The following is a 21861-nucleotide window of genomic DNA, read 5'->3' on the forward strand; positions in this document are numbered from 1 at the left end:
GGGCATGGTTTTGGGCGTGTCGTTCATTCGCTGGATGTGGCCGCCATCGGGTGTTAATGCAAGCATGCCGGGTCGCTTTCGGAGGGAATTGCTCATGGCAATAAGGAAAGCAGCTTTGGATTTCTTTGATGCGTGTGAAACCGGAAAAGGGTGGGACGTGTGCAAGCAATGGTGCACATCTGACGCCACCTTTAGCGCTCAGGCAGATGCGCTGGCTGGCGTCACGACACTCGAAGGCTACACCAATTGGATGCACAGCATGGGCGCTCCTCTCCCCGATGCAAGGTATGAGATGCTGTCATTCGGGGTGGACGAGGACCGCGGATCAGTCTGTGCCGCAGCGACGTTCAAGGCAACCCATACCGGTGAAGGCGGCCCTGTGCCGGCGACAGGAAAATCGACTGCTTCCCACTATTGCTATGTGATCGAATTCACCGGCGACAAGATCAGCAACATGGTGAAAATCTGGAACGACGGGTTTGCCTTGCGCGAACTTGGCTGGACCTAGATCCGCCCGCCCTTCCACACAACCCGGCCGACGATCTCGACTTCCTCGGCGCTCACCTCGACCGGCGGATAGGCGAGATTCTGCGATAGTAATGCCAGCCGCCCCTGCCCTTGCGATGCCACGCGTTTCACCATCAGCGTATCGCCCAGCCGCACCACGTGCACCCCGTCGCGGAACGGGCGCGGGCCCCGGTCGACCAGAATCTCGTCGCCATCGCGCAGTAGCGGCTCCATGCTGTCACCCTCCACCGTGATCGCGGAAAGCTGCGCGCCCTCCAAACCCTGCTCGGCGAGCCAGCGACGCGAAAAGCGGAAGGTGTCGAACGGCGTTTCTGCATATGGCAGCGCCCCCGGCCCGGCGGACGCGCCCACATCGAGCCGCGGCACCTCGACCCAGTCGGCGCGCAACGGTGCTGCACGGGATTTCATGTAGGATTTTTCCCGCACGCCCGGCTCGCGGCCACCCAGTTCGGCCTCATCCACGCCGAAGAATGTCGCCAGCACGCGCCGGTCCTGCTCCTCCAGCTTGCGGGGGCTGCCCTTGCGGATAAATTGCTGCAAATAGCTGGGGTTGCGCCCGATCATGTCCGACAGTGAGGCCAGGCTGATCCCGCCCGCCTGCGCCAGTGCGAGCAGGTTTTCGCGCTCATCCTTGCCTGTGCCCATCGCTCGATTCCTCAACTTATGTGAAATTTCCTATAGCATAGGATTTTTCCTAGACAAGTAGGATTTGGCGTTATTATACTTGACATACCCACTCCAATGATTCATACAGGAATCAAGGAGTTAGAAAGATGTCGAATATTTCCGCCCCGCACTTCCACGACGAGCAAAAGGCATACGATTATGTCGAGGCTCGGTTGTGGTCGAGCGGCGCTGTTTGCCCCCACTGTGGCGGCGTAGATCGAGTTGGTAAGCTGAAGGGCAAGACTACCCGCGCTGGCCTTTGGAAGTGCTACCAGTGCCGCAAGCCCTTTACCGTGAAGATCGGCACCATCTTTGAGGACAGCAAGGTTCCGATGCACAAGTGGCTTCAGGCCATTTATCTCGTTGCTGGCAGCAAGAAGGGCATTTCGAGCAACCAGCTTCACCGCGTTCTAGGTGTCACCCTCAAGACTGCGTGGTTCATGTCTCACCGTATCCGCGAAGCGATGCGTGATGATAGCGGCTTTCCTCTTGGTGGCCTTGGTTCAATCGTTGAAGTTGACGAGACTTTCATTGGCCGTGAGCCGGGCAAGGAAGTCGGCAAGTCGTTTCACCACAAGATGAAGGTTGTCTCGCTTGTTGAACGCGGTTCGGGCCGTGCGCAGTCCTATGTGGTGGACAAGGTTAGCGCCGAAGAGATTGAACCGATTGTGGTCGCCAACGTGCGGCGCGAAACCCGCATGATGACTGACGAGAGCCACGTTTATCGTTACCTCCCGTTCCGTTTCTACACCCACGAAAAAGTGAACCACAGTGCGGGCGAATATGTGCGTGGTAAGGCTCACACCAACACCATCGAAGGTTATTTCAGTATCTTCAAGCGCGGTATGCGTGGCATCTACCAGCATTGCAGCAAGAAGCACCTGCACCGTTATTTAGCGGAGTTTGACTTCCGCTATTCAAACCGCTCTGCCACTGGCATTGAGGACGGCGAACGCGCCGATCTCATCCTGCGGGGTATCATTGGCAAGCGCCTCACTTATGAAACAACTCGTGCGAGGGCCTAATGCCGAAAAAGAAGCGCAAGGAAACCGAAGCGGAGCAAAGCGCCAGGTTCGAGGCCGAAGTCGAAAAAATGATAAAGGCTGGCGAACTAAGCCCCACAGATGCCGAAGAGGCTCTTGATCGCCTTGTTCGGGAGTCTGATAAACTATCTCGTTCATGAGCCATTCGCACGATTGTTGTATGGTCGAGTTTATTGGAGTAATGCACAACCAGCCATGAAAACCCACCTTTCTCTAGCTGAGGTTGAAAAAATCATAAGCGACGTTGCGCGGAATCAGTTCGCCGACGCAATCGAGTCTGTGCGCGTGGAGGAATCAACAGATTCTGAGGGACTCGCCATTTATCGAGTGGTTATAGTTTGGGAAGGCGAGGGCCTAGACTCCCAGAAAGTCTCTGGGTTTGTCCGCCATATTCGCCCTAAACTTCAGGAACGGGAGCAGTATATTTTCCCTCACGTTCGATTCATGAGCAAGGCGGACGCACAGAAACTTGCTGCCGCTTGATCTTATCAGGTCCGCCGAAGCTCTGCTTGCATCTTCAAGGGGTAAGCCGTCACAGGTAAATCTTCGGCGAGCTACGAGCTCCGCATATTATGCTCTATTTCATTGTCTTGCACGACAATGCGCGGATCTATTTGTCGGCGGGGCGGGCTCCGCTCGCAGTTCTCATGCGTGGCGGCAAGCGTATCGTGCACTAGAACATAAATTCGCAAAATCAGCATGCACAGACGGAAAAATTATGAGTCAATTCCCGAAGGCTATTGAAGACTTTGGGAACGCATTTGTCACCATGCAGGAAAAACGACATATGGCCGACTATGACCCAGTGGCTCGCTTCACAAAGTCAGAGGTAAAAGCCGATATTGCGATGGTCCGGCAGGCCATTTCTGACTTCAACGGGGTCACTCCCAAAGATCGCCGGGCTTTTGTTGCGCATGTTTTACTTAAGAAGCGACCGGCCTAGGGCTGCGACCTCAGGCTCCACTATCTCAACCTCCCTCTACTCCCGTCAATCCACTCCCTAAGCCAATTTGAGTCAAACCGCCCTCGGGCGCGCTCTTTATGAAGCGCCCGCTTCAGCCTGCCCACAAAAGCCCCAACATCTAGAAAGTAGTTTGGGTAGGCTTCGCGCAGGTCGGCCACCTTATCTACCTCAACCAGCACGCTGTTGATGGATTTGTCGGCCTCGGCGCGGGCATATTGCTCCGACCCAACGCTTGCAAAATTGAACGGGCGAACCCGCACGTCCATCTTCTTTATATCATATTCGATAAGGTAGTATGGGGCGCTGAAGCTGTAGATATTCTCAGTGTGCTTGATTGCGCGGTTGTAGCTGTCCAATGCCTGAAGTGCGCCCAACTTCCGATTTAACTCAACCAATTCCTTTTGACGATCAGAGCGTTCAGGACTCACGTTTGGCACAGGCTGCCCCCCCTCATCCTCAGCCATTTCACCCGCCATCAAGGCGAATAACCTAAGCCAATCCTCGTTTCCTTGTCCGCCCTTTAAATCCTCTCCGCGAACCAAGCCGACAGCCTCAACTGCGGTTGCCCATGCGTGCTGTTTTCTGGTGCGGAATTGCACCTCCACAAAGTGCCGATCAAATCCCGGCACGTCGGGATCGGAGAACTTCAAGATTAGGTGGCGGCTGCGGTATCCAGTGGGCTTTGGGAGCCTCACATGATCGTCATCATCGACAATTGCGTAACGAGAAAACCCATCGAGATACGGGCGAAGAACCAAATCAAACTGCTCGATGTCGTCAATAATTGCGCGACATCCTCCAATGTCCTGCATCTGGTAAAGGCTAAGTGGAGTGTTTCTCAGCTTCTTCCTAATTGAAACCATCCTCTTCAACCGCGCAGCACTAATTGCTCTTGAGTTAGTAGATCGGATCTTTCCCGCCAACTCGGCCCTTACGCGCCGCATCGGGTATGCGTTGGCTTCCCGCCAACTTCGAGCAATGCGGAATGCCTCCAAGACATTCTCCGCCCTAGCCTCTGAATCCGAAATACGGCCAGAAAGAACCTTTCCAGCATCGACGATCTGCCGCTTCGAATAAAGACATTTAGGAGTGTCGGCCATCCACCACTGAGAAGAATCAATTTCAAGTGCGGTCAGCACTTAGCATCTCCTCAATGGGTATGTCTCGTATAATAACGCCTAGGATTTCAGATGGAACGAAGCGTGAACACAATCACTGATTCGCCATTGACTCGCAGAAGATGAGGGGACGCCATGCTGATCCGAACGATCGAAAATTTTCTCCGCCAGCACAAAATGGCCGCGACCAAATTCGGCCGCCTTGCCGCGCACGATCCGCGCTTTGTGCTTGACCTGCGCATGGGCCGCATCCCGCGCCCCGGCACCGAGGCGCGCGTGCGCAATTGGATGCAGCGCTACACGCCCGATGCGGTTCCCGCCGCTTTCGAGACGAAAGCCCGCAACTTCGGAGGCTATGCCCATGCGCGCTGAATTCATCGACTTTCCGGGGTTCGAAACCAAGGCCCGCCGCTATCACCCGCGCCGCACCACGGGTGACCGGCTGCACGAAGCTGTGTTGATGCTGGCCGAGGCGCAGGCGAGCCTGCTGAGCCATACCGAGACACCCTGGGCCAGCATCACCTTCTCCGGCTCGCGCCATGAGATCATGCTCAGTTTCGAAGGGCCGGAAGCGGTGGCGGCGGGCGAGCGCTTTATCGCCGCCCTGCCCGATCATGAATTCGCGATCCCCGGGCAATTGGTTGCCGATGCCACGGTCAGCCAGGTCGATCATCAGCTAATTCCCGGCCCGCGCATAGTGGTGACGGTGGTCTTGCTGCTGCTGGAAGAGGCCTAGGTGCCTAATACCCCAGCTTGGGATCGAAGCGCGGTTCCACCGGCTCGCCCTTGAGCCATCGCTCGAGATTGACGAGGAAGCGATCGGCGGAGCGCAGGAACATCTTGTCTTGCGCGCGGCCCGAAAGGTGCATGGTCACATGCGCGTTATCGAGCGCCCACAGCTGATGCTCAGGCGGCAGCGGCTCGGGTGTGGTGACATCGAGGAACGCGCCGCCGATGCGCTTTTGCTCCAGCGCCTCGACCAGTGCAGCCTGATCGATCACCGCACCGCGTGCGATGTTGACGATCACCGCATCGCTTTTCATTGCGGCAAGCTCATCCGCGCCGATCATGCCGTCGGTCTCCGGCGTGGCGGGAACCGCCAGGATGACCCAGTCGAATTCGCCCAGTTTGCTGCGCCATTCATCCGGCGTCAGCACGCCTTCACCGCCGCTGCGGCGCACCACCGTCACTTCGACATCGAAGGCTTCGAGCCGCGGCTTGATCAGCTTGCCGATCGCGCCATAGCCCAGCAGCAGCGCCTTGCTGCCCGCCAGCTCGCGTTTGCCGGGGCTGTCGAGCAGCCATTCATGGCGGTCCTGTGCGCGCACGACATCGCGGTAACCCTTGGCGATGTTGAGCATTCCCATCACGACGTATTCGGCGATGGTCAGCGCGTTGATCCCCGCCCCGTTGGTCACGGTGATGCCGCGTTCGATCAGCACGTCCATGGGCAGGAAATCGAGCCCGGCGTAGATAGAATTGAGCCATTTGAGCTTGGTCGCCGCGCGCAGCGTTTCCGCCATCGCCTCCTGCTCATACATGTCGAACCAGCCGATTTCGGCATCGGGCACAGCCTCCAGCGCCTCTTCCTTGGTCATGAACCAGCGCACGTCGAGCCCTTCGGGCAGGCGCGGTTCGAGCAGTGGGCGGATCAGGCCGGAAAGCGCGAGTGTGGTCATCTGTTGTCCTTCGTCGTCATTGCGAGGAGCCCATGAACGCAGTGAAAGGGCGACGCGGCAATCCATGACTCAAGCGAGCGCCCAAGTGCAACGTCAGCCGATGGATTGCTTCGCCTGCGGCTCGCAATGACGAAAATTGAGGTTCATGCAAGTTTCCACTCCCAGCCGAGCGGATCGCCATCCATCACCTCGACGCCCTTGGCGGCAAGGTCGTCGCGGATAGCATCGCTGGTGGCGAAATCCTTGGCGGCGCGGGCCTCCTTGCGCTTGGCGAGCGCGGTTTCGATTTCGTCCTCGGTCATCGTCGCGGCCTTGGGGCGGATGCGCAAGTCGGCGCGGGTGAGGGTGAATAGGCTTAGACCCAGCACGCTGTCCATCTGGCGCAAAGTTTCAAACTTCTCTTCAGCTTTGATCTTCTTATCAAACAAGAGATCCTCGAAGGCAGTAAGTGCCCTCGGAGTGTTCAAATCTTCGCTCATTGAGCCGTCAAAGGCGGTCGAGTGATCCGATAATAGCCAGTCAAGCGTAGTCGGACTCCAATCCGCACCAAGGCTTTCATTCAGGCGCTCAACCGCCATCACCATCCGCTTCAATCGCGTCAGCGCCGCGCCAAGCCCTTCCCACGAAAACTCCAGCTCGCTGCGGTAATGCGCTTGCAGGCACATCATCCGGTAGGCGAGCGGGTGATAGCCCTTGTCGATCAGCAATTGCAGCCGCAGGAATTCGCCGCTGGATTTCGACATTTTCCCGGACCGCTCGACCAGGAAATTGTTGTGCATCCATATCCGCGCGCCGCTGTTTTCCGCAACGTCCAAACCATTGGTGCAGCAGAACGCCTGATTCTGCGCGATCTCGTTGGGATGGTGGATTTCGCGGTGGTCGATCCCGCCGGTGTGGATATCGAACGGAAAGCCGAGCAGTTTGCCGCCCATCACCGAGCATTCCAGATGCCAGCCGGGGGCGCCGCGGCCCCACGGGCTGTCCCACTCCATCTGGCGCTTCTCGCCCGGCGGAGTCTTGCGCCAGATGGCGAAGTCAGCGGCGTTGCGCTTGCCCTCGACAGCGTCGATCCGGCCTTCACCCTCCTCGGTATGCGCACGTGCCAGCCGCCCGTAATCATCGACGGTCGAAACGTCGAAATAGAGCCCGCTATCAAGTTCGTAGCAGTGCTTGGGTGCAATCTGCTTCGCGAATTCGAGCATCTCGTCAATGTAATCGGTCGCCACTGACCATTTGGCCGGTTCGCGGATATTGAGCGCCTTTACGTCGGCCCAATAGGCCTCGGTATAGTGGCGGGCGATGTCCCAGATTGACTGCGCCTTCTCCGCCGCCGCCTTCTCCAGCTTGTCCTCGCCGCTATCCGCATCGTCGGTCAGGTGGCCGACATCGGTGATGTTGATCACATGGGTGAGCTTGTAGCCCTTCCAGCTGAGCGTGCGCCCCAGCACATCGGCGAACACATAGGCGCGCATATTGCCGATGTGCGGATAGTTATAGACCGTGGGCCCGCAGGTATAGACGCGCGCCTCACCCGAATGGACGGGCTGGAAAGTTTCCAGCTTGCGGGTCAGGCTGTTGAAGAGCTTCAGTTCAGACATGTTGGCGGGCTTTGGCGCGACAATGCCTTGCGGTCAATTCCTCGTCATTGCGAGCCGAAGGCGAAGCAATCCAGATTCTGCTGTCGCAACAAATCCAGGCGTTAGAAAATGGATCGCCACGTCGCCTGCGGCTCCTCGCGATGACGCAGGTGAAGTTACTCCCAACCTGCCCAGCGTATGCTTTCTTCCAGCGGAGCACGCGGCACGGTGAACGTGTTCACTGGCGCATCGGGGTCACGATAGCCGATAGCCACACCGCAGAAAAAGGTATGATCTTCAGGGATGGTCACGACTTCGCGAATCTGCGGCGAATAAACCGCCCACGCCTCCTGGAAGCAGGTGTCGAGTCCCTCTTCGCGGCACAGCAGGCCAATGGTCTGGAGCCACATGCCAATGTCGCTCCATTGCGGCGGGCCCATGTATTTCGGCGTGTGCACCAGCATCAGCACCGGCGCGCCGAAGGCACGGAAATTCTCGGCAAACCACATCAGCCGTCTGCCCTTGTCCTCGCGCGGGATATCGAGCGCGGCATAGAGCGCTTCGCCCACGCCGAAGCGGCGCTTTTCATAGGCGCCGTCAAGCTCGGGCGGGTAGATATGGTATTCGGGCCTGTGCGCCTCACGCCCCTTGGGGAATTCCTGCGCGATCCGGGCGAAGAGCCGCTGCATCGGTTCGCCGGTCAGCACTGCGGCGTTCCACGGCTGGGTATTGCCGCCCGACGGGGCGCGCTGCGCCTGTTCGAGCACGCGGGAGAGCGTGGCACGATCGACCGGCTTGTCCAGAAACTTGCGAACGGATCGGCGGGACTGGACGGCTTCGGTTACGTTCATCTGCGTCTCTCATCCTCGAACAATTCGGCCAGTTGCTCGATGATCGTGCCGCCGAGCTGCTCGACATCCATGATCGTCACCGCACGGCGATAATAGCGCGTCACATCGTGGCCGATACCGATCGCCACCAGCTGCACCGGCGAGGCCTTCTCGATCCACTCGATCACCTTGCGCAGATGGCTTTCGAGATAGCCGGCCGAATTGACCGACAGAGTGCTGTCATCCACCGGGGCGCCGTCCGAAATCACCATCAGGATGCGGCGTTCCTCGCGCCGCGCGACCAGCCGGTTATGCGCCCACAACAGCGCTTCGCCGTCGATGTTTTCCTTGAGCAACCCCTCGCGCATCATCAGGCCGAGATTGCGGCGCGCGCGGCGCCATGGCTCGTCAGCCTTCTTGTAGATGATGTGGCGCAGATCATTGAGGCGGCCAGGCTGCGGCGGCTTGCCATCGGCCAGCCATTTCTCGCGGCTTTGCCCGCCCTTCCACGCACGCGTAGTAAAGCCGAGTATCTCGGTCTTGACCCCGCAGCGTTCGAGCGTGCGTGCCAGGATATCGGCGCTGATCGCGGCAATGCTGATCGGGCGCCCGCGCATACTGCCCGAATTGTCGATCAGCAGCGTGACGATGGTGTCCTTGAACTCCACATCGCGTTCGACCTTGTAGGCGAGTGCGGTGCCGGGAGTGATGATAACCCGAGAAAGGCGCGCAGCATCGATCACCCCGTCATCCTGATCGAAATCCCAGCTGCGGTTCTGCTGTGCCATCAACCGCCGCTGGAGCCGGTTGGCGAGCCTTGTGACGACACCCTGAAGGCCGGTGAGCTGGCTGTCGAGATAGGCGCGCAGCCGGTCAAGTTCTTCATTGTCGCACAGTTCAGCGGCAGGCACTTCTTCGTCAAACTGAGTGGTATAGGCGTGGTAATCGAAGCCATCGGGAATCTCGCCATGCGGCCGGTTGGGGCGCACCGGCATCATGCCTTCGTCACCCTCCTCGCCTGCCTCACCGTCCTGCATCTCCTGCTCGGACGACATTTCCGTTTCGCCTTCGCCGTCTGAATCGCCCTCGCTCATTTCACCGGCCATTTCGGCGGCCTGTGGATCGCCCTCGCCCTGGTCCTGTTCGCCGTCTTCCTGGTCTTCGTCCTGGCCGTCCTCGTCGTCACCCTCGTCATTATCGGCTGCGTCGGGCACATCGGAGGGATGCGTGAGGTCGAGATGTTCGAGCATGTCGAGGCTCAGCGCCTGAAACGCCTTCTGATCGGTGAGCGACTGCGCCAGCGCATCGAAATCGTCCCCGATGCGCTCCTCGATGAAACCGCGCACCAGCTCTACCCCGGCGCGTGCGCGTTCGGGCACCGGCTCGCCGGTCAACCGTTCGCGCAGCATCAGCGACAGCGCGGTTTGCAGCGGCACGTCATCAGCACTTTGCGCACGCGAAATCGGGTCAGAGGCAACGCGCATCTCGGTGGCATGATCGAGATTGGCCTTCACCCCGCCGAAGCGGCTGGCGCCCAGCGCCTCGTAACGCACCCGTTCAATCGCATCGTAGCAGGCGCGCGCCGTTGCCTCTGGCGGGGCCTTGCGGCCATGCATGTCTGCGTTGTGATGGCGCAGCCTGAGCGCGAAACTGTCAGCAAAACCGCGCGCCTCGGCCACTTGCTCAGGCGGCAGATTGCGCCCGGGCAAGGGCACGCGGAAGTTCTTCCCGCTCGAAGAGGGCGCATCCGCGCTCCACGCAACTTCGACCTCCGCCTCGCGCGCAATCGCACGGGCGGCACCAGTCAGCGCCGCCTTGAACTTATCGAGAGGTGTTTCTTCCGCCATTCAATCCAAAGCTCACCCTGTGTGAGTTCCTGCGAAAACAGGAACCCATTGAAAGCGTCCGCCAATCAACTGGACTCCGGCTTCCGACGGAGATCACACGACATCAGATTATGCTCTGCCCGGTCGCCTGCCAGTCCTTCAGGAAGCCTTCAATCCCCTTATCTGTCAGGACATGCTTGAACAGTGCCTTGATCACCGCGGGCGGCGCGGTCATCACGTCCGCGCCGATCTTTGCAGCCTCGAGCACATGGGTGACGTGGCGCACACTGGCGACGAGGATTTCGGTTTCAAATGCGTAATTGTCATAGATCAGGCGAATGTCGCTGATCAGCTCCATCCCATCAACGCCATTGTCGTCATGCCGCCCGACGAAGGGCGAAACGAAAGTCGCCCCCGCCTTCGCCGCCAGCAGCGCCTGGTTCGCGCTGAAGCATAGCGTGACGTTGACCATGGTGCCCTCGCCGGTCAGCGCCTTGCAGGTCTTCAGCCCGTCAATCGTCAGCGGCACCTTGATGCAGACATTGTCCGCGATCTTGCGCAGCACTTCCGCCTCTTTCATCATCGTCGCATGATCGAGCGCGACCACTTCGGCGCTCACCGGGCCATCGACAATTGCGCAGATCTCGCGGGTGACTTCCATGAAGTCGCGCCCTGATTTGGCGATCAGGCTGGGATTGGTGGTAACGCCATCGAGCAGGCCGGTGGCGGCCAATTCCTTGATGTCGTCGATTTCGGCTGTGTCGGCAAAGAATTTCATGGGTTGGCTCCGGGATGTGCGATTCCCGAAAAGCTTTAGCGAGCCTGTGCCGCTGCCGCCACCCTTCCTCTTTGGATGCCGGCGCTAGGGTAAGTTCCCGGCCCCGAACACGCCGATAATCATCGGGTCGTTCGTGCTACGCGGATCAGCGCGGATCGCCGCCTCCTCATTGCCGATCTCGTCCCAGATCGCATCATTGACCCGGCCTGCAAGGCGACTTGCCACGCCGCTGGCATTCGTGCCGCTAAGCGCGTCGATCAACCGGCCTACCAGCGGGTCGGAAGCGATCTCGATTGCGCGGCCGAGCTCAGGCACCATTGCCTCGATCAGCCGACCGCCCATCTCGCCCTGGAGATATTGCGTGGCCGCGCGCGGCCCCCCGCGCACCAGCGCCACCGCATTTTCAATCCCGATCACCCGCACGGCATCCGCCACCAGCGGTGCAGCCCGGTATGAGCCTTCGATCGCGACATCGGCAAAGGCATGTTCCAGCCGGCGCTTGAACAGCGCCGAGGTGAGAATGTCGCTTAGCACGTCACCGCGTGTGCCCAGTAGATTGCCCAAACCCACCCGTGCCACCTGTGCGTCCCAGTATCCACCGGGTTCCGTCATCCGGGCGAAGGCGCGTTCGCTCGACAGCAGCAGCATTCGGCGGATCGCCTCGGTCAGGCTGAAGCGGGGCGTAGTGGCGCAGCCTGGCAATACCAGCACGGTCGCGCCTGCCGCGGCCCCGCCCAGAAAGCCACGTCGGCCCAACCTAAGGTCAATTGAAGCGTTCATATCCTGATCCTTCATGCTTGTGGCGGGTGCGATGCAAGTTCCATATTGCCGCTTGTAACATGAACCGTATCCGACTCCTCGTATTCAACCGTGCACTTGAGGTGCTCGACTATCGCGTGCCTGACGGCGTGGTGGCCGAACCGGGCGCGGTCGTGCTCGCACCGCTCGGCCCACGCCAGATTACCGGCATCGTGTGGGAGCCCGAACGCCTCCCGGCGCAGGAGGTGCCGGCGGAAAAGCTGCGCCCGATCCTGGAAGTTTTGCCGGTCCCGCCGCTCAGCGCGCCTTTGCGGCGGCTGATCGAATGGACCGCGGATTATTACTGCGCACCGATGAGCGCGGTGGCGCGAATGGTGATTTCATCGGGCGGCGCGCTCAAAGGCCCCGCGACGATGACCGAATACCGGCTGACCGGCGCGCTGCCGGGGCGGATGACCCCGCAGCGCAAGCAGGCGCTAGAGCGGTTGGAGGGCGAACAGGGCACGATCCGCGAGCTGTCTTCCATTGCGGGCGTATCCGAAGGCGTTCTGCGCGGCATGGCGGGCGCCGACTTGATCGAGCCGGTAACAGTCGCGATCGACCGCCCCTTCGCACCCGCCAGTCCCGATTTCGACCAGCCCGAGCTATCGCCCGACCAGCGCGAGGTGGCGGACGAACTCGTAACTGCGGTGCGCGCGCGCGCCTTTGCACCCTTCCTGCTCGACGGAGTGACCGGCTCGGGCAAGACCGAAACCTATTTCGAGCCGATTGCAGAGGCGATCCGAATGGGCCGCCAGGTTCTGGTGATGCTGCCCGAAATCGCGCTGACGGAAAATTTCCTCAAGCGCTTCGAAGCCCGCTTCGGCGCCGAGCCGGTGCTGTGGCATTCATCGCTAAAATCGACCGAGCGGCGCCGCGCCTGGCGCGCCATCAGCGAAGGTTCCGCGCAGGTGATCGTGGGCGCGCGCTCGGCACTGTTCCTGCCCTATCGCAATCTGGGCCTGATCGTGGTCGATGAAGCACATGAGGTGAGCTTCAAGCAGGATGACGGGGTGCGCTACAATGCCCGCGACGTGGCCGTGATGCGCGCGCAGTTCGAAGGTTTCCCGGTGGTGCTCGCCAGCGCCACCCCCGCGCTTGAAAGCCTGCACATGGCGGAAAGCGGCACTTACAAACGGTTGGAATTGCCGGGCCGTTTCGGCGGCGCGCAGCTGCCGCATATCGACACCATCGACCTTGGCGAGGAACCGCCCGAACGCGGGCACTGGCTCGCCCCGCGCCTGATCGCGGCGATCGAAGACCGCCTCGCCAGGCACGAACAATCGCTGCTGTTCCTCAACCGCCGCGGCTATGCCCCGCTCACGCTGTGCCGCAATTGCGGCTTTCGCTTCAAATGCCCCAATTGCAGCGCCTGGCTGGTCGAACACCGGCTCTCCGCCCGGCTCGCCTGCCACCATTGCGGGCACGAAGAAGCGCCGCCCGCCACCTGCCCCGAATGCGGCGAGCCCGATTGCCTGGTTGCCTGCGGGCCGGGGGTGGAGCGGATCGCCGACGAAGTGGCCCAGCTGTTCCCCGAAGCGCGAGTGGCGCTCGCAACCTCGGATACGCTCAATTCGCCCGAACGCGCCGCGGAATTCATCGCCGCAGCGGAAAGCGGCGCGGTGGACATTATCATCGGCACGCAGCTCGTCACCAAGGGTTTCCATTTCCCCGATCTGACCCTGGTGGGCGTGATCGATGCCGATCTGGGCCTCGAAGGCGGGGATTTACGCGCGGCTGAGCGCACTTATCAGCAGGTGGCGCAGGTTGCCGGGCGCGCCGGGCGCGGGGCGAAACCGGGCGAAGTGCTGATCCAGACTCGCCACCCCGATACCCCGGTGATCGCAGCCCTCGCGGGCGGCAACCGTGATGCGTTCTACGAAGCGGAAACCGAAGCGCGCAGAGATGCCGGCGCGCCGCCATTTGGCCGCTGGGCCGCAATCATCATCTCAAGCGAGGACGATGCCGAGGCCCGCCAGGCCGCCAACCGGCTGGGTGACACGCGCCCGCAGATCGACGGTCTGATGGTGCTTGGCCCAGCCCCTGCCCCGCTGGCGCTATTGCGCGGGCGCTATCGCTATCGTTTTCTCGTCAATGCGCGGCGCACCGCCAATCTGCAAAAGGTGCTGGGCGATTGGCTGGCCGCACATGAATTCGCCCCCGGCGTGCGCGTGAGCGTGGATATCGATCCGTATAGCTTCGTTTGACACAAGGGCACGCCATTGCGAGGAGTGTAACCAAGGGGATAAGGAAATTGCCATGCTAACCGTACACCATCTGCGCCTGTCGCAATCCGAACGCATCGTCTGGCTGGCCGAGGAGCTGGGCATCGATTACGAGCTGAAGCTCTACAATCGGCGCGAAGATAACCGGCTGGCACCTGACGAATACAAGGCGCTCCACCCGATGGGAATCGCCCCGGTCATCACCGATGACGGCTTTGTGCTGGGTGAAAGCGGTGCGATCATTGACTGGATCATCGCCAAATATGGCGATCGCGGCATGGTCCCGGCCAAGGATCATCCCGATTTCGCCGATCACCTGTTCTACTACCACTGGGCCAACGCCACTTTCATGACCAATGGCATGATGGCGCTGGTTGCCCAGTTCATGGGGGCGAAAGAACTGCCGCCCTTTGTTGCCGACCGGGTACAGAAAGGCTGGGCGATCGTTGAAAAGCGGCTCGGAGAAGCCGATTATTTCGGCGGCGGGCAGCTGACCACGGCGGATATCATGATGGGCTTCCAGCTCACCACCAGCCGCGCGATGAGCGGTATGAGCATTGATCATATGCCCAACCTCAAGGCCTATCTCAAACGCATCGGCGAGCGCGAGGCCTATCAACGCGCCATGGCCAAGGCCGAGCCTGGGATGCCGCCCAAGCTGGATTGAATTGGCCGGCCGCAACCGGGCGAAATGCAGTGTGTCCGGGTTCTGATGACCAGTTGGAAACCGTCGGCTCGTGCCTGGCCCGAGCCCCTAGATTTCCACCTGGCTTCCCAGTTCGACCACACGGTTGGTCGGCAGCTTGAAGAAGTCCATCGCGGTTGCCGAGTTGCGCAGCATCCAGGCGAATATCTTTTCGCGCCAGATCGGCATGCCGGGCTTCTTTGAAGGCAGCAGCGTTTGCCGCGAGAGGAAGAAGCTGGTCTGCATCATGTCAAACTCGCCGCCGCATTGCCGCATCTGCTTCAGCCCGGCGGGGACGTCCGTCTCTTCCATGAAACCGTAATGCAGCACTGCACGAAAGAAACCGTCACCCAGCTCATGATATTCGCAGCGGTCGACCGGATCGACGTAAGGCACTTCCTCGATATTGACGGTGAGGATCACCACCCGTTCGTGCAGCACCTTGTTGTGTTTGATATTATGCAGCAATGCCGAGGGTACGCCCGCTGTGCTCGAAGCCATGAAGATCGCTGTTCCGGGCACACGCAGCGCCGAATTCTTCGCCGACTTGGCAAAGATCTCTATCGGCAGCGCAACCTCGCTCATGCGGTCGCGCATCAGCTTGCGCCCCCGCGCCCAGGTGGTGAGCAACGTGAAAGCGAACAGGCCCACTGCAAGCGGGAACCATCCTCCGTCGGTCACCTTGGTCATATTGGCGAGGAAGTATGCACCATCCACGACCAGGAACAGCACCACGATCGGAACGGCATACCACCATTTCCATTTCCACACGCTCAACATGAGCACTGCCATCAGCAAGGTGTCGATAGTTACGGCACCCGTAACGGCAATGCCATAGGCAGCCGCGAGGTTCGATGAATTCTGGAAGGTGAGCACCAACAGGATCACCGCAACCATCAGTGCCCAGTTGATCGCAGGAATGTAGATCTGGCCTGCCTCCGTTTCACTGGTATGGCGAATCGAAAGCCGTGGCACAAAGCCAAGTTGGATCGCCTGACGCGTGATCGAGAATGCGCCGGTGATAACGGCCTGACTGGCGATGAAAGTTGCGATGGTGGCCAGGAATACGAGCGGAAGGCGCAAGTACTCCGGAGCCATGATGAAGAACGGGTTCTTGATCGCCTCCTTGGCCGCAACAGGATCAAGGCCTATGATCATCGCGCCCTGCCCGAAATAATTGAGCAGCAAGCACGGCATCACGAAACCGAACCAGGAAAGCCGCATCGGCCCGCGTCCGAAATGCCCCATATCTGAATAAAGTGCCTCGGAGCCGGTCACGGCAAGCACCACGGCGCCCAATGCGAGGAAGGCGATCCATTTGTCGGTCAGGAAAAACTGGACAGCATACCACGGATTAAGCGCCCACAGGATTTCCGGATTTTGCACTATGTGCGAAACACCGAGCGTGGCCAGTACGCTGAAATAGACCACCATTACGGGTGCAAAAAGGGCCGCGACCTTGGCCGTTCCGCGCTTCTGCAGGATGAACAGGGCAACCAGAAGGGCCAAGGCAATCGGTATCACGAAGCGCCCGAGATCTTCGTTTACCACAGTCAGGCCCTCAACCGCCGAAAGAACGGAAATCGCAGGCGTGATCATGCTGTCGCCATAAAACAGCGATGTGGCAAATACGCCCAGCAAAACCGCGATCCAACTGTGTTTCGATTTGCCGATGCTTCGCGAAATCAGTGCCACCAGGGCGAGCGAGCCGCCCTGCCCCTTGTTATCGGCGCGCATCAGGATGGTGACGTACTGGATCGAAACGATCAGCGTCATCGACCAGAAAATCAGGCTGACGACGCCGAATACGTGCAACTGATCGATCGCCAGCGGATTGTGGCCGGCAAAGGTTTCGCGAAAGGCGTAAATCGGACTGGTGCCGATATCGCCGAAAACCACCCCGATCGCGCCAAATGCAAGTGCCGCCTTTGAAGCACCATGCCCGTTTGCAGCGGTGCTCTTGGCCTGATCTGATGGCGCTGAAGATTGGCTCATAATGAAAGGATTTCCCGATTGGCTCCGGTACTGCCCGTGTGCCTCGCCAGCGCCGAATCCAACGGTCGCTGTTCGTTTGCGGACCGCAAAACGCTGGCGCGCTTAGCACCACCATATGCCCGCTGCAAGCGGCGGCTTATGGCTCGCGCCCCTGTTCTGGCGTTGTTACCTCGCTGGGGCCAGTATCCGTTATCCGGCGCAAGCCCTCCATTTGCGCAATCAGCTGGTCGAGGCTGGCAATGCGGAATTCCAGGTCTTCGCGCCAGGGGGCATCGTCCGGAGACCGATCGAGCAATTCTGCCCACACCTGCCGCGCCCGCACGGGATCGCCGGAACGCAGATACGCCATGCCCAGGAAATAGCCGGCGCCGGGATGCCCCGGGAAAGCTTTCTGCGCCCGCTCGAAAGCATAAAGTGCGGGCGGCGTGATCTGTCCTTCAGCATGTTCGACCAGCGCATTGGCCAGCGCCAGCCACGCCTCCGCATCGCCGGGATGATCCTTTACTGCGCGGCGGAGCAGGCCCGCTGCGTGACTATATTGGCCCTGCCTCGCAAAGGCATCTGAGGTCACAAGGTAATTCGGGGGCTGCTGCCCGGTATCAAACAAGGCACGCCGTGCCGCCACCAGCGCTTCGCCCGATTGCGGAGCCTGTGTCAAAGCTTGCTTGGGCGCTGCGGGAAGTCCCGGTGAGCCTTGCAAGCCATAACCGGCGAGGCCGAACATCAGCACAGCGCCGAGCAGCATCCAGTTCTGCCGCGGCACCCGCAACACGAGCATCGCGGTGAGCATGGCAAATATGCCCAGCAGCAGGATCGGCAGCCACATCATCAAAGTTCGCCCCCGTCGGAATATTCGTCCGGGCGGTGTTCGACTTTTCCGCCGATGCGCCGCCACAGGACTATCGCGGCGGCAAGCAACAGCAGCAGCGGAATAACGAACAGCGGCCAGGTCGATGCCGTTACACGGGGCGCATAGCTGACATAGTCGCCATACCGCTCGACCAGCCATTGCCGGATCGCCTCGGGATCCTCGCCAGCCGCGATGCGGGTGCGGACCTGGTGGCGCATGTCACCAGCCATCGGTGCATCGCTATCGGCAATCGACTGGCTTTGACATTTGAGACAGCGCAGCGTTTCCATCAGTTCCTGCGCCTTGGCTTCCTGCGCGGGATCATTGAGCTGGCGATAGGCATAGGGCGCGGGCGGGAGCGCATCCTGCGCCGCCGCAGTGGCGGCGAACATCGCCGTTAGCAGGATGATGAAATGCCTCACCGCGCGGCCTCTTGCAGCCTGGCCAGCAGTTCGGGCACGTCCCCGGCGCGCACATCCCCGATATGCTGGTGGCGGATGATGCCTTGCCCGTCGATTACGAAAGTCTCCGGCACGCCCGAAGATCCGATTTCAAGCTGGATCGCCGAAATATCGTCGGCACCGATCCTGGTGTAAGGATTGCCGTGCATTTCCAGGAAGCGGTCGACATCTTCGGGGCGGTCACGGATCGCGACGCCGATGATTTCGACTCCAGCTTCCTTCAACGCCTCAAGCTGCGGTGCTTCGGCGATGCAGGGCAGGCACCAGCTCGCCCAGATGTTGAGCAGTTTGGGCTTGCCGTCCTTGAAATCTGCCAGGGACACCCCGGGCCGGGTGCTGCTCGCTGGCTCAAGATTAAACCCGGGCAATGGTTTGCCGATCATGGTGGAATGAATGAACTGCTCTTTCGGCTGGCTCAACTGATAACCGGCCAGGCCCAGGAAAAAGGCAAACAGCAACAAAGGTGCCCATAATGTCCAGCGCATTACACCGGCTCCCCGGCAAGGCCTGATTGTCCGGCCCTGATCTGCGCCAGATCGTCATGTTCGTCTGCCTCGCGCCGGTCAGCCGAGCGGCGACGTATATCGCTTGCAAGCCGCCCGATGATCGACAGCACTCCGCCCAGTGCGATCAGCAAGCCCCCCAGCCAGATCAGCGTGACCAGTGGCTTCCACCACAGGCGCAATTGCCATCTGCCATCAGGCGCCTGGTCACCGATAACGGCATAAAGCTGACCGTCCCAGCGGGTTAGCAGCGCGCTTTCCGTGGTTTGCTGAACGGGAGCCCAAAAACTGCGTGCCTCGGGGCGCAATTCGTGCGGCTCACCCGCGCCGCGCCGCGCCAGCAGGCGCGCCTCCATTGCAGTCCAGTTGGGGCCTGCAACCGGGTCAATGCCTTCCAGCTCGATTTGCCAACCGGCAACTTCAGTGGTGTCTCCCGGCGCAACAGCCACCAGCTTTTCCTCGGTAAAGGCGCTCTCGCTTGCCATGCCCAACAGCGACACAGCGATACCGAAATGGGCCACAACCATGCCCCAGGTCGAAAGCGGTGTGCGCAGCAGGTTGCGCCCGCGCAGCGGCATCAAACTGGCCACTGCCAGCCCCACTGCAATCGCCAGGCCAAGCAGTGGCAATAGCGAAATATTGCCCGCCGCAAGCATTACGAACAGTGCGGTCGTCACAATCAGCGCGGTCGTGATGGCAATGGGTACGCGCACGCGCTCTGCATTGTCTTCGCGCCAGCGCAACAGGGGGCCGACTGTCATCACCAGCAGCATCGGGATGGTGAAGATCGCGCCCACCGGGTTGAAATAGGGCGGGCCAACTGAAACCCGCACGCCAAACGCCTCGGTCAACAGCGGATAGAGCGTGCCCAGCAGCACGATCCCAAGGATGGCCGAAAGCATGACGTTGTTGAATACCAGCGCGCCTTCACGGCTCATTGCCGCAAAGCGCCGCCCTTCAGAGACCGAGCCTGCGCGCAGGGCGAACAGCAGCAGCGCGCCCCCGATATACACCGCCAGCAGCGCAAGAATAAATGTGCCGCGTTCGGGATCGACCGCAAAGGCGTGCACGCTGGTAAGGATGCCCGAGCGGACAAGGAATGTGCCGACCATGCTCATCGAAAAGGCCACTACGCCAAGCATGATGGTCCATGCGCGCAGTGCGTCGCGCGCTGCAAGCACGCTGGCCGAATGAAGCAAGGCTGTCGCCGCCAGCCACGGCATCAGCGATGCATTTTCGACTGGGTCCCAGAACCACCAGCCGCCCCAGCCCAGCTCGTAATAGGCCCAATAGGATCCGGCAGTAATGCCAAGCGTCAGGAACACCCAGGCCCCCAGCACCCAGGGGCGCATGACACGCGCAAATTCAGGCGTCACCTGCCGTGTCAGCAGCGCGCCGACAGCAAAACTGAAGGCAACCGACAGGCCGACATAGCCCATGTACAGCGTGGGCGGGTGGAAGGCCAAGCCGATGTCCTGCAACAGCGGGTTGAGTCCGTTTCCTTCGGCCACCGGCATGGGTAGCCGTTCAAACGGGTTGGAGCTGAGCAGCAGAAAGGCATAAAATCCGATTGCCACAAAGCCTTGTGCAGCGAGTGTTGCCTGCATGGTTTTTTCCGGCAGGCGTTTCTCAAGCCAGCCGATCAACGCCCCGGCCAGCGCCATCACCGTGACCCACAGCAGCATCGAGCCTTCGTGATTGCCCCAGGCACCCGAAAGCTTGAAGATCATCGGCTTCATCGAATGTGAATTCGACGCCACGAGCTTCACCGAAAGATCCGTTGTCGCAAACACCCACAGCAGCATCGCAAAACTGAACAGGGCGAGCAGGCCCTGCAGCATCGCAGCCGGGCGCACCAGCGCGGCAAGCGGCGCTTCAGGGTCACGCTGCGCCAGCGCGCCTCCGGCCAGCTGCAGGAATGCAAGCGCAGCGGCCATCCACAGCGCGGCAAGGCCGAGTTCAGCGCTCATTCGAGTCCAACCGTCGTTTCCTCGGACATCTTCGCGGCCCGATGCTGATCCATTTCCTGCAATTCGCGCGGTACGTAATTTTCGTCATGTTTGGCGAGCAAATTGTCCGCCACAAACACCCCATCTGCGCCCAGACTGCCTTCGGCAACCACGCCCGAACCCTCTACGAACAAGTCAGGCAAGATGCCGCTATAGCGCACCGGCATGCGCACCTCGGTCTGGTCGGTCACCATGAAAGCCACGGTCACGCCATCGGCCATGGTTTGAACCGATCCTTTGGCCACCATCCCGCCGAGCCGCACCGCCCGGCCAACTTCGGGTGGTTCCTCCATCATTTCGTTTGGCAGGTAAAAATAGTCCGCCTGAGTCCGCAGCGCCCACGCCGCCAGCAGGCCCGCCGCGATGATGGCCACCAGCGCCAGGCTGATCAGGACCAGTCGCTGATGCTTGGGCTTGAACGCGTTCATTTTCGTTTCACCTCATCACGGCGCGCTTCGGCGCGTCGCATATCCCACCATGCCCATGCAACCAGCACGGCCAAGCCGATCAGGCCCACGGCATATGCCGCCACCACGAAATCCCACTGGTCCAGTCCTTCGCGCATCACGCCGCCTCCAGTGCCATGCGGCGCAGGCGCGCCTCGGCCTGCACGTCGGCGAGCAAGGCCCGCATCCGCGCCAGCACTACCCCGCCGAACAGCAGCGAAAAGCCCAACACCGCGACCAGCAGCGGATTGAGGAAAGCAGGGTCGATTGCGCTCTTGCCCATGGTGATGCTGGGCGGCTGGTGGAGCGAGTTCCACCACACCACAGAACGGTTGATGATCGGGATATTGACCGCGCCGACAAGCCCGAAGATTGCGGCGATACGCGGCGAAACACCTTCCCGCTCAACTGCCTGCGACAAAGCGATATAGCCGAAATAGAGGAACAGCAGCACCAGCATGCTGGTGAGCCGCCCGTCCCATTCCCACCAGGTGCCCCAGGTGGGGCGCCCCCAGATCGAGCCCGTCGCCAGGCAGATGGCGGTAAAGACCATGCCCGGCACCGCCGCCGCGCGTGCGGCAATCGCCGCCAGTGGATGCTTCCAGACCAGGTAAACGAGACTGGCAATTGCTATCGCGCTCCAACCGCCCATCCCCAGCCATGCGGTGGGCACGTGGATGAACAGAATGCGCACGGTGTCGCCCATCAGCCGGTCTGGCGGGACCTTGAACAGCCCCCACCACAAACTGCCGGCAACCAGCACAAGGCCCGACACCAGCAGCAGCGGGGTCAGCCATCGAGCAAGCTTGAGGAAACGCGTGGGATTGGCAAAGCCATGCATAGATTATCAAAACCTCTTGCGGGGCCTATCGCAGCGCTC

Annotated in this window: 24 protein-coding genes; 8 read left to right on the plus strand and 16 right to left on the minus strand. The window is 60.6% G+C overall.

Annotated elements, in window-relative coordinates:
- Positions 1 to 4 precede the first annotated feature (4 nt).
- Entirely contained in the window at positions 5 to 508 is a 504-nt protein-coding gene (locus ACX3VQ_RS01710) for an ester cyclase (protein WP_462579220.1), read from the plus strand.
- Here the strand turns inward: ACX3VQ_RS01710 and ACX3VQ_RS01715 are convergent.
- The gene (locus tag ACX3VQ_RS01715; RefSeq protein WP_462579221.1) at positions 505 to 1173 is read right to left on the minus strand and encodes a S24 family peptidase; all 669 of its coding nucleotides are present in this window, start codon (positions 1171 to 1173) and stop codon (positions 505 to 507) included. The two genes, ACX3VQ_RS01710 and ACX3VQ_RS01715, sit on opposite strands and share 4 nt — an antisense overlap.
- A 128-nt stretch (positions 1174 to 1301) precedes the next feature.
- Here ACX3VQ_RS01715 and ACX3VQ_RS01720 point away from each other — a divergent pair, with 128 nt between their 5' ends.
- The 3 genes from ACX3VQ_RS01720 (at position 1302) to ACX3VQ_RS01730 (ending at position 3180) form a co-directional block, all read left to right on the plus strand.
- Entirely contained in the window at positions 1302 to 2219 is a 918-nt protein-coding gene (locus ACX3VQ_RS01720) for an IS1595 family transposase (RefSeq protein ID WP_462579222.1), read from the plus strand.
- 114 nt (positions 2220 to 2333) lie between these two features.
- Positions 2334 to 2720: a hypothetical protein gene (locus ACX3VQ_RS01725; protein ID WP_462579223.1), complete on the plus strand. Its 387-nt coding sequence runs from the start codon at positions 2334 to 2336 to the stop codon at positions 2718 to 2720.
- Between the two features lie 235 nt (positions 2721 to 2955).
- Positions 2956 to 3180 (plus strand): hypothetical protein, encoded by a 225-nt coding sequence (locus tag ACX3VQ_RS01730; RefSeq protein ID WP_462579224.1) that lies wholly within the window; start codon positions 2956 to 2958, stop codon positions 3178 to 3180.
- A 20-nt stretch (positions 3181 to 3200) separates the two neighbouring features.
- Here the strand turns inward: ACX3VQ_RS01730 and ACX3VQ_RS01735 are convergent, their stop codons facing one another.
- Positions 3201 to 4340, minus strand: a complete 1140-nt coding sequence (locus ACX3VQ_RS01735; RefSeq protein ID WP_462579225.1) for a RelA/SpoT domain-containing protein — start codon at positions 4338 to 4340, stop codon at positions 3201 to 3203.
- Between the two features lie 156 nt (positions 4341 to 4496).
- Between ACX3VQ_RS01735 and ACX3VQ_RS01740 the strand changes: the two genes are divergently transcribed.
- Both ACX3VQ_RS01740 and ACX3VQ_RS01745 read left to right on the plus strand, forming a co-directional pair.
- The gene (locus ACX3VQ_RS01740) at positions 4497 to 4691 is read left to right on the plus strand and encodes a hypothetical protein (protein WP_462579226.1); all 195 of its coding nucleotides are present in this window, start codon (positions 4497 to 4499) and stop codon (positions 4689 to 4691) included.
- The gene (locus tag ACX3VQ_RS01745; RefSeq protein ID WP_462579227.1) at positions 4681 to 5055 is read left to right on the plus strand and encodes a hypothetical protein; all 375 of its coding nucleotides are present in this window, start codon (positions 4681 to 4683) and stop codon (positions 5053 to 5055) included. The genes ACX3VQ_RS01740 and ACX3VQ_RS01745 overlap by 11 nt, the downstream gene beginning before the upstream one ends.
- Positions 5056 to 5059: 4 nt before the next feature.
- On the opposite strand, the gene ACX3VQ_RS01750 is transcribed toward ACX3VQ_RS01745, so the two are convergent.
- From ACX3VQ_RS01750 to ACX3VQ_RS01775, 6 genes are all read right to left on the minus strand, one after another.
- Positions 5060 to 5998: a D-2-hydroxyacid dehydrogenase gene (locus ACX3VQ_RS01750; protein WP_462579229.1), complete on the minus strand. Its 939-nt coding sequence runs from the start codon at positions 5996 to 5998 to the stop codon at positions 5060 to 5062.
- Between the two features lie 143 nt (positions 5999 to 6141).
- Positions 6142 to 7596 (minus strand): cysteine--tRNA ligase, encoded by a 1455-nt coding sequence (gene cysS / locus ACX3VQ_RS01755; RefSeq protein WP_462579231.1) that lies wholly within the window; start codon positions 7594 to 7596, stop codon positions 6142 to 6144.
- 155 nt (positions 7597 to 7751) lie between these two features.
- The gene (locus tag ACX3VQ_RS01760; RefSeq protein ID WP_462579232.1) at positions 7752 to 8426 is read right to left on the minus strand and encodes a nitroreductase; all 675 of its coding nucleotides are present in this window, start codon (positions 8424 to 8426) and stop codon (positions 7752 to 7754) included.
- A complete protein-coding gene (cobT, locus tag ACX3VQ_RS01765; protein ID WP_462579233.1) occupies positions 8423 to 10252 on the minus strand; it encodes a cobaltochelatase subunit CobT in 1830 nt (609 codons plus the stop codon). Before cobT ends, ACX3VQ_RS01760 begins: the two co-directional genes overlap by 4 nt.
- A gap of 103 nt (positions 10253 to 10355) precedes the next feature.
- Positions 10356 to 11009: a transaldolase family protein gene (fsa, locus tag ACX3VQ_RS01770; protein ID WP_462571862.1), complete on the minus strand. Its 654-nt coding sequence runs from the start codon at positions 11007 to 11009 to the stop codon at positions 10356 to 10358.
- Positions 11010 to 11093: 84 nt separating this feature from the next.
- Entirely contained in the window at positions 11094 to 11789 is a 696-nt protein-coding gene (locus tag ACX3VQ_RS01775; RefSeq protein ID WP_462571861.1) for a DUF4197 domain-containing protein, read from the minus strand.
- A 59-nt stretch (positions 11790 to 11848) separates the two neighbouring features.
- Here ACX3VQ_RS01775 and ACX3VQ_RS01780 point away from each other — a divergent pair, with 59 nt between their 5' ends.
- Both ACX3VQ_RS01780 and ACX3VQ_RS01785 read left to right on the plus strand, forming a co-directional pair.
- Positions 11849 to 14014 carry a primosomal protein N' gene (locus ACX3VQ_RS01780; RefSeq protein ID WP_462579234.1) on the plus strand — a complete coding sequence of 722 codons (2166 nt, stop codon included), beginning with the start codon at positions 11849 to 11851 and terminating at the stop codon, positions 14012 to 14014.
- Positions 14015 to 14066: 52 nt separating this feature from the next.
- Positions 14067 to 14699, plus strand: a complete 633-nt coding sequence (locus ACX3VQ_RS01785; RefSeq protein WP_462579235.1) for a glutathione S-transferase family protein — start codon at positions 14067 to 14069, stop codon at positions 14697 to 14699.
- An 87-nt stretch (positions 14700 to 14786) separates the two neighbouring features.
- Here ACX3VQ_RS01785 and ACX3VQ_RS01790 read toward each other — a convergent pair whose 3' ends face one another.
- The 8 genes from ACX3VQ_RS01790 to ccmC all read right to left on the minus strand — a co-directional run bounded on the left by ACX3VQ_RS01790 (position 14787) and on the right by ccmC (position 21822).
- Entirely contained in the window at positions 14787 to 16712 is a 1926-nt protein-coding gene (locus tag ACX3VQ_RS01790; RefSeq protein WP_462579236.1) for a potassium transporter Kup, read from the minus strand.
- Positions 16713 to 16848: 136 nt separating this feature from the next.
- Positions 16849 to 17541, minus strand: a complete 693-nt coding sequence (locus ACX3VQ_RS01795; protein ID WP_462579237.1) for a tetratricopeptide repeat protein — start codon at positions 17539 to 17541, stop codon at positions 16849 to 16851.
- Positions 17541 to 17954: a cytochrome c-type biogenesis protein gene (locus ACX3VQ_RS01800; protein ID WP_462580660.1), complete on the minus strand. Its 414-nt coding sequence runs from the start codon at positions 17952 to 17954 to the stop codon at positions 17541 to 17543. Before ACX3VQ_RS01800 ends, ACX3VQ_RS01795 begins: the two co-directional genes overlap by 1 nt.
- Positions 17955 to 17980: 26 nt before the next feature.
- Positions 17981 to 18508, minus strand: coding sequence for a DsbE family thiol:disulfide interchange protein (locus ACX3VQ_RS01805; RefSeq protein ID WP_462571856.1), 528 nt, complete (start codon positions 18506 to 18508; stop codon positions 17981 to 17983).
- A complete protein-coding gene (locus ACX3VQ_RS01810; RefSeq protein WP_462579238.1) occupies positions 18508 to 20496 on the minus strand; it encodes a heme lyase CcmF/NrfE family subunit in 1989 nt (662 codons plus the stop codon). The genes ACX3VQ_RS01805 and ACX3VQ_RS01810 overlap by 1 nt, the downstream gene beginning before the upstream one ends.
- On the minus strand, positions 20493 to 20963 hold the full coding sequence (gene ccmE, locus ACX3VQ_RS01815) for a cytochrome c maturation protein CcmE (RefSeq protein WP_462579239.1): 471 nt from the start codon (positions 20961 to 20963) through the stop codon (positions 20493 to 20495). Before ccmE ends, ACX3VQ_RS01810 begins: the two co-directional genes overlap by 4 nt.
- Complete coding sequence (gene ccmD, locus ACX3VQ_RS01820) at positions 20960 to 21100, minus strand: heme exporter protein CcmD (RefSeq protein ID WP_462571853.1); 141 nt, start codon at positions 21098 to 21100, stop codon at positions 20960 to 20962. The genes ccmE and ccmD overlap by 4 nt, the downstream gene beginning before the upstream one ends.
- Complete coding sequence (gene ccmC / locus ACX3VQ_RS01825; protein ID WP_462571852.1) at positions 21100 to 21822, minus strand: heme ABC transporter permease CcmC; 723 nt, start codon at positions 21820 to 21822, stop codon at positions 21100 to 21102. The genes ccmD and ccmC overlap by 1 nt, the downstream gene beginning before the upstream one ends.
- Between the last annotated feature and the right edge of the window lie 39 nt (positions 21823 to 21861).

The organism is Altererythrobacter chaiwopuensis (assembly GCF_054957735.1).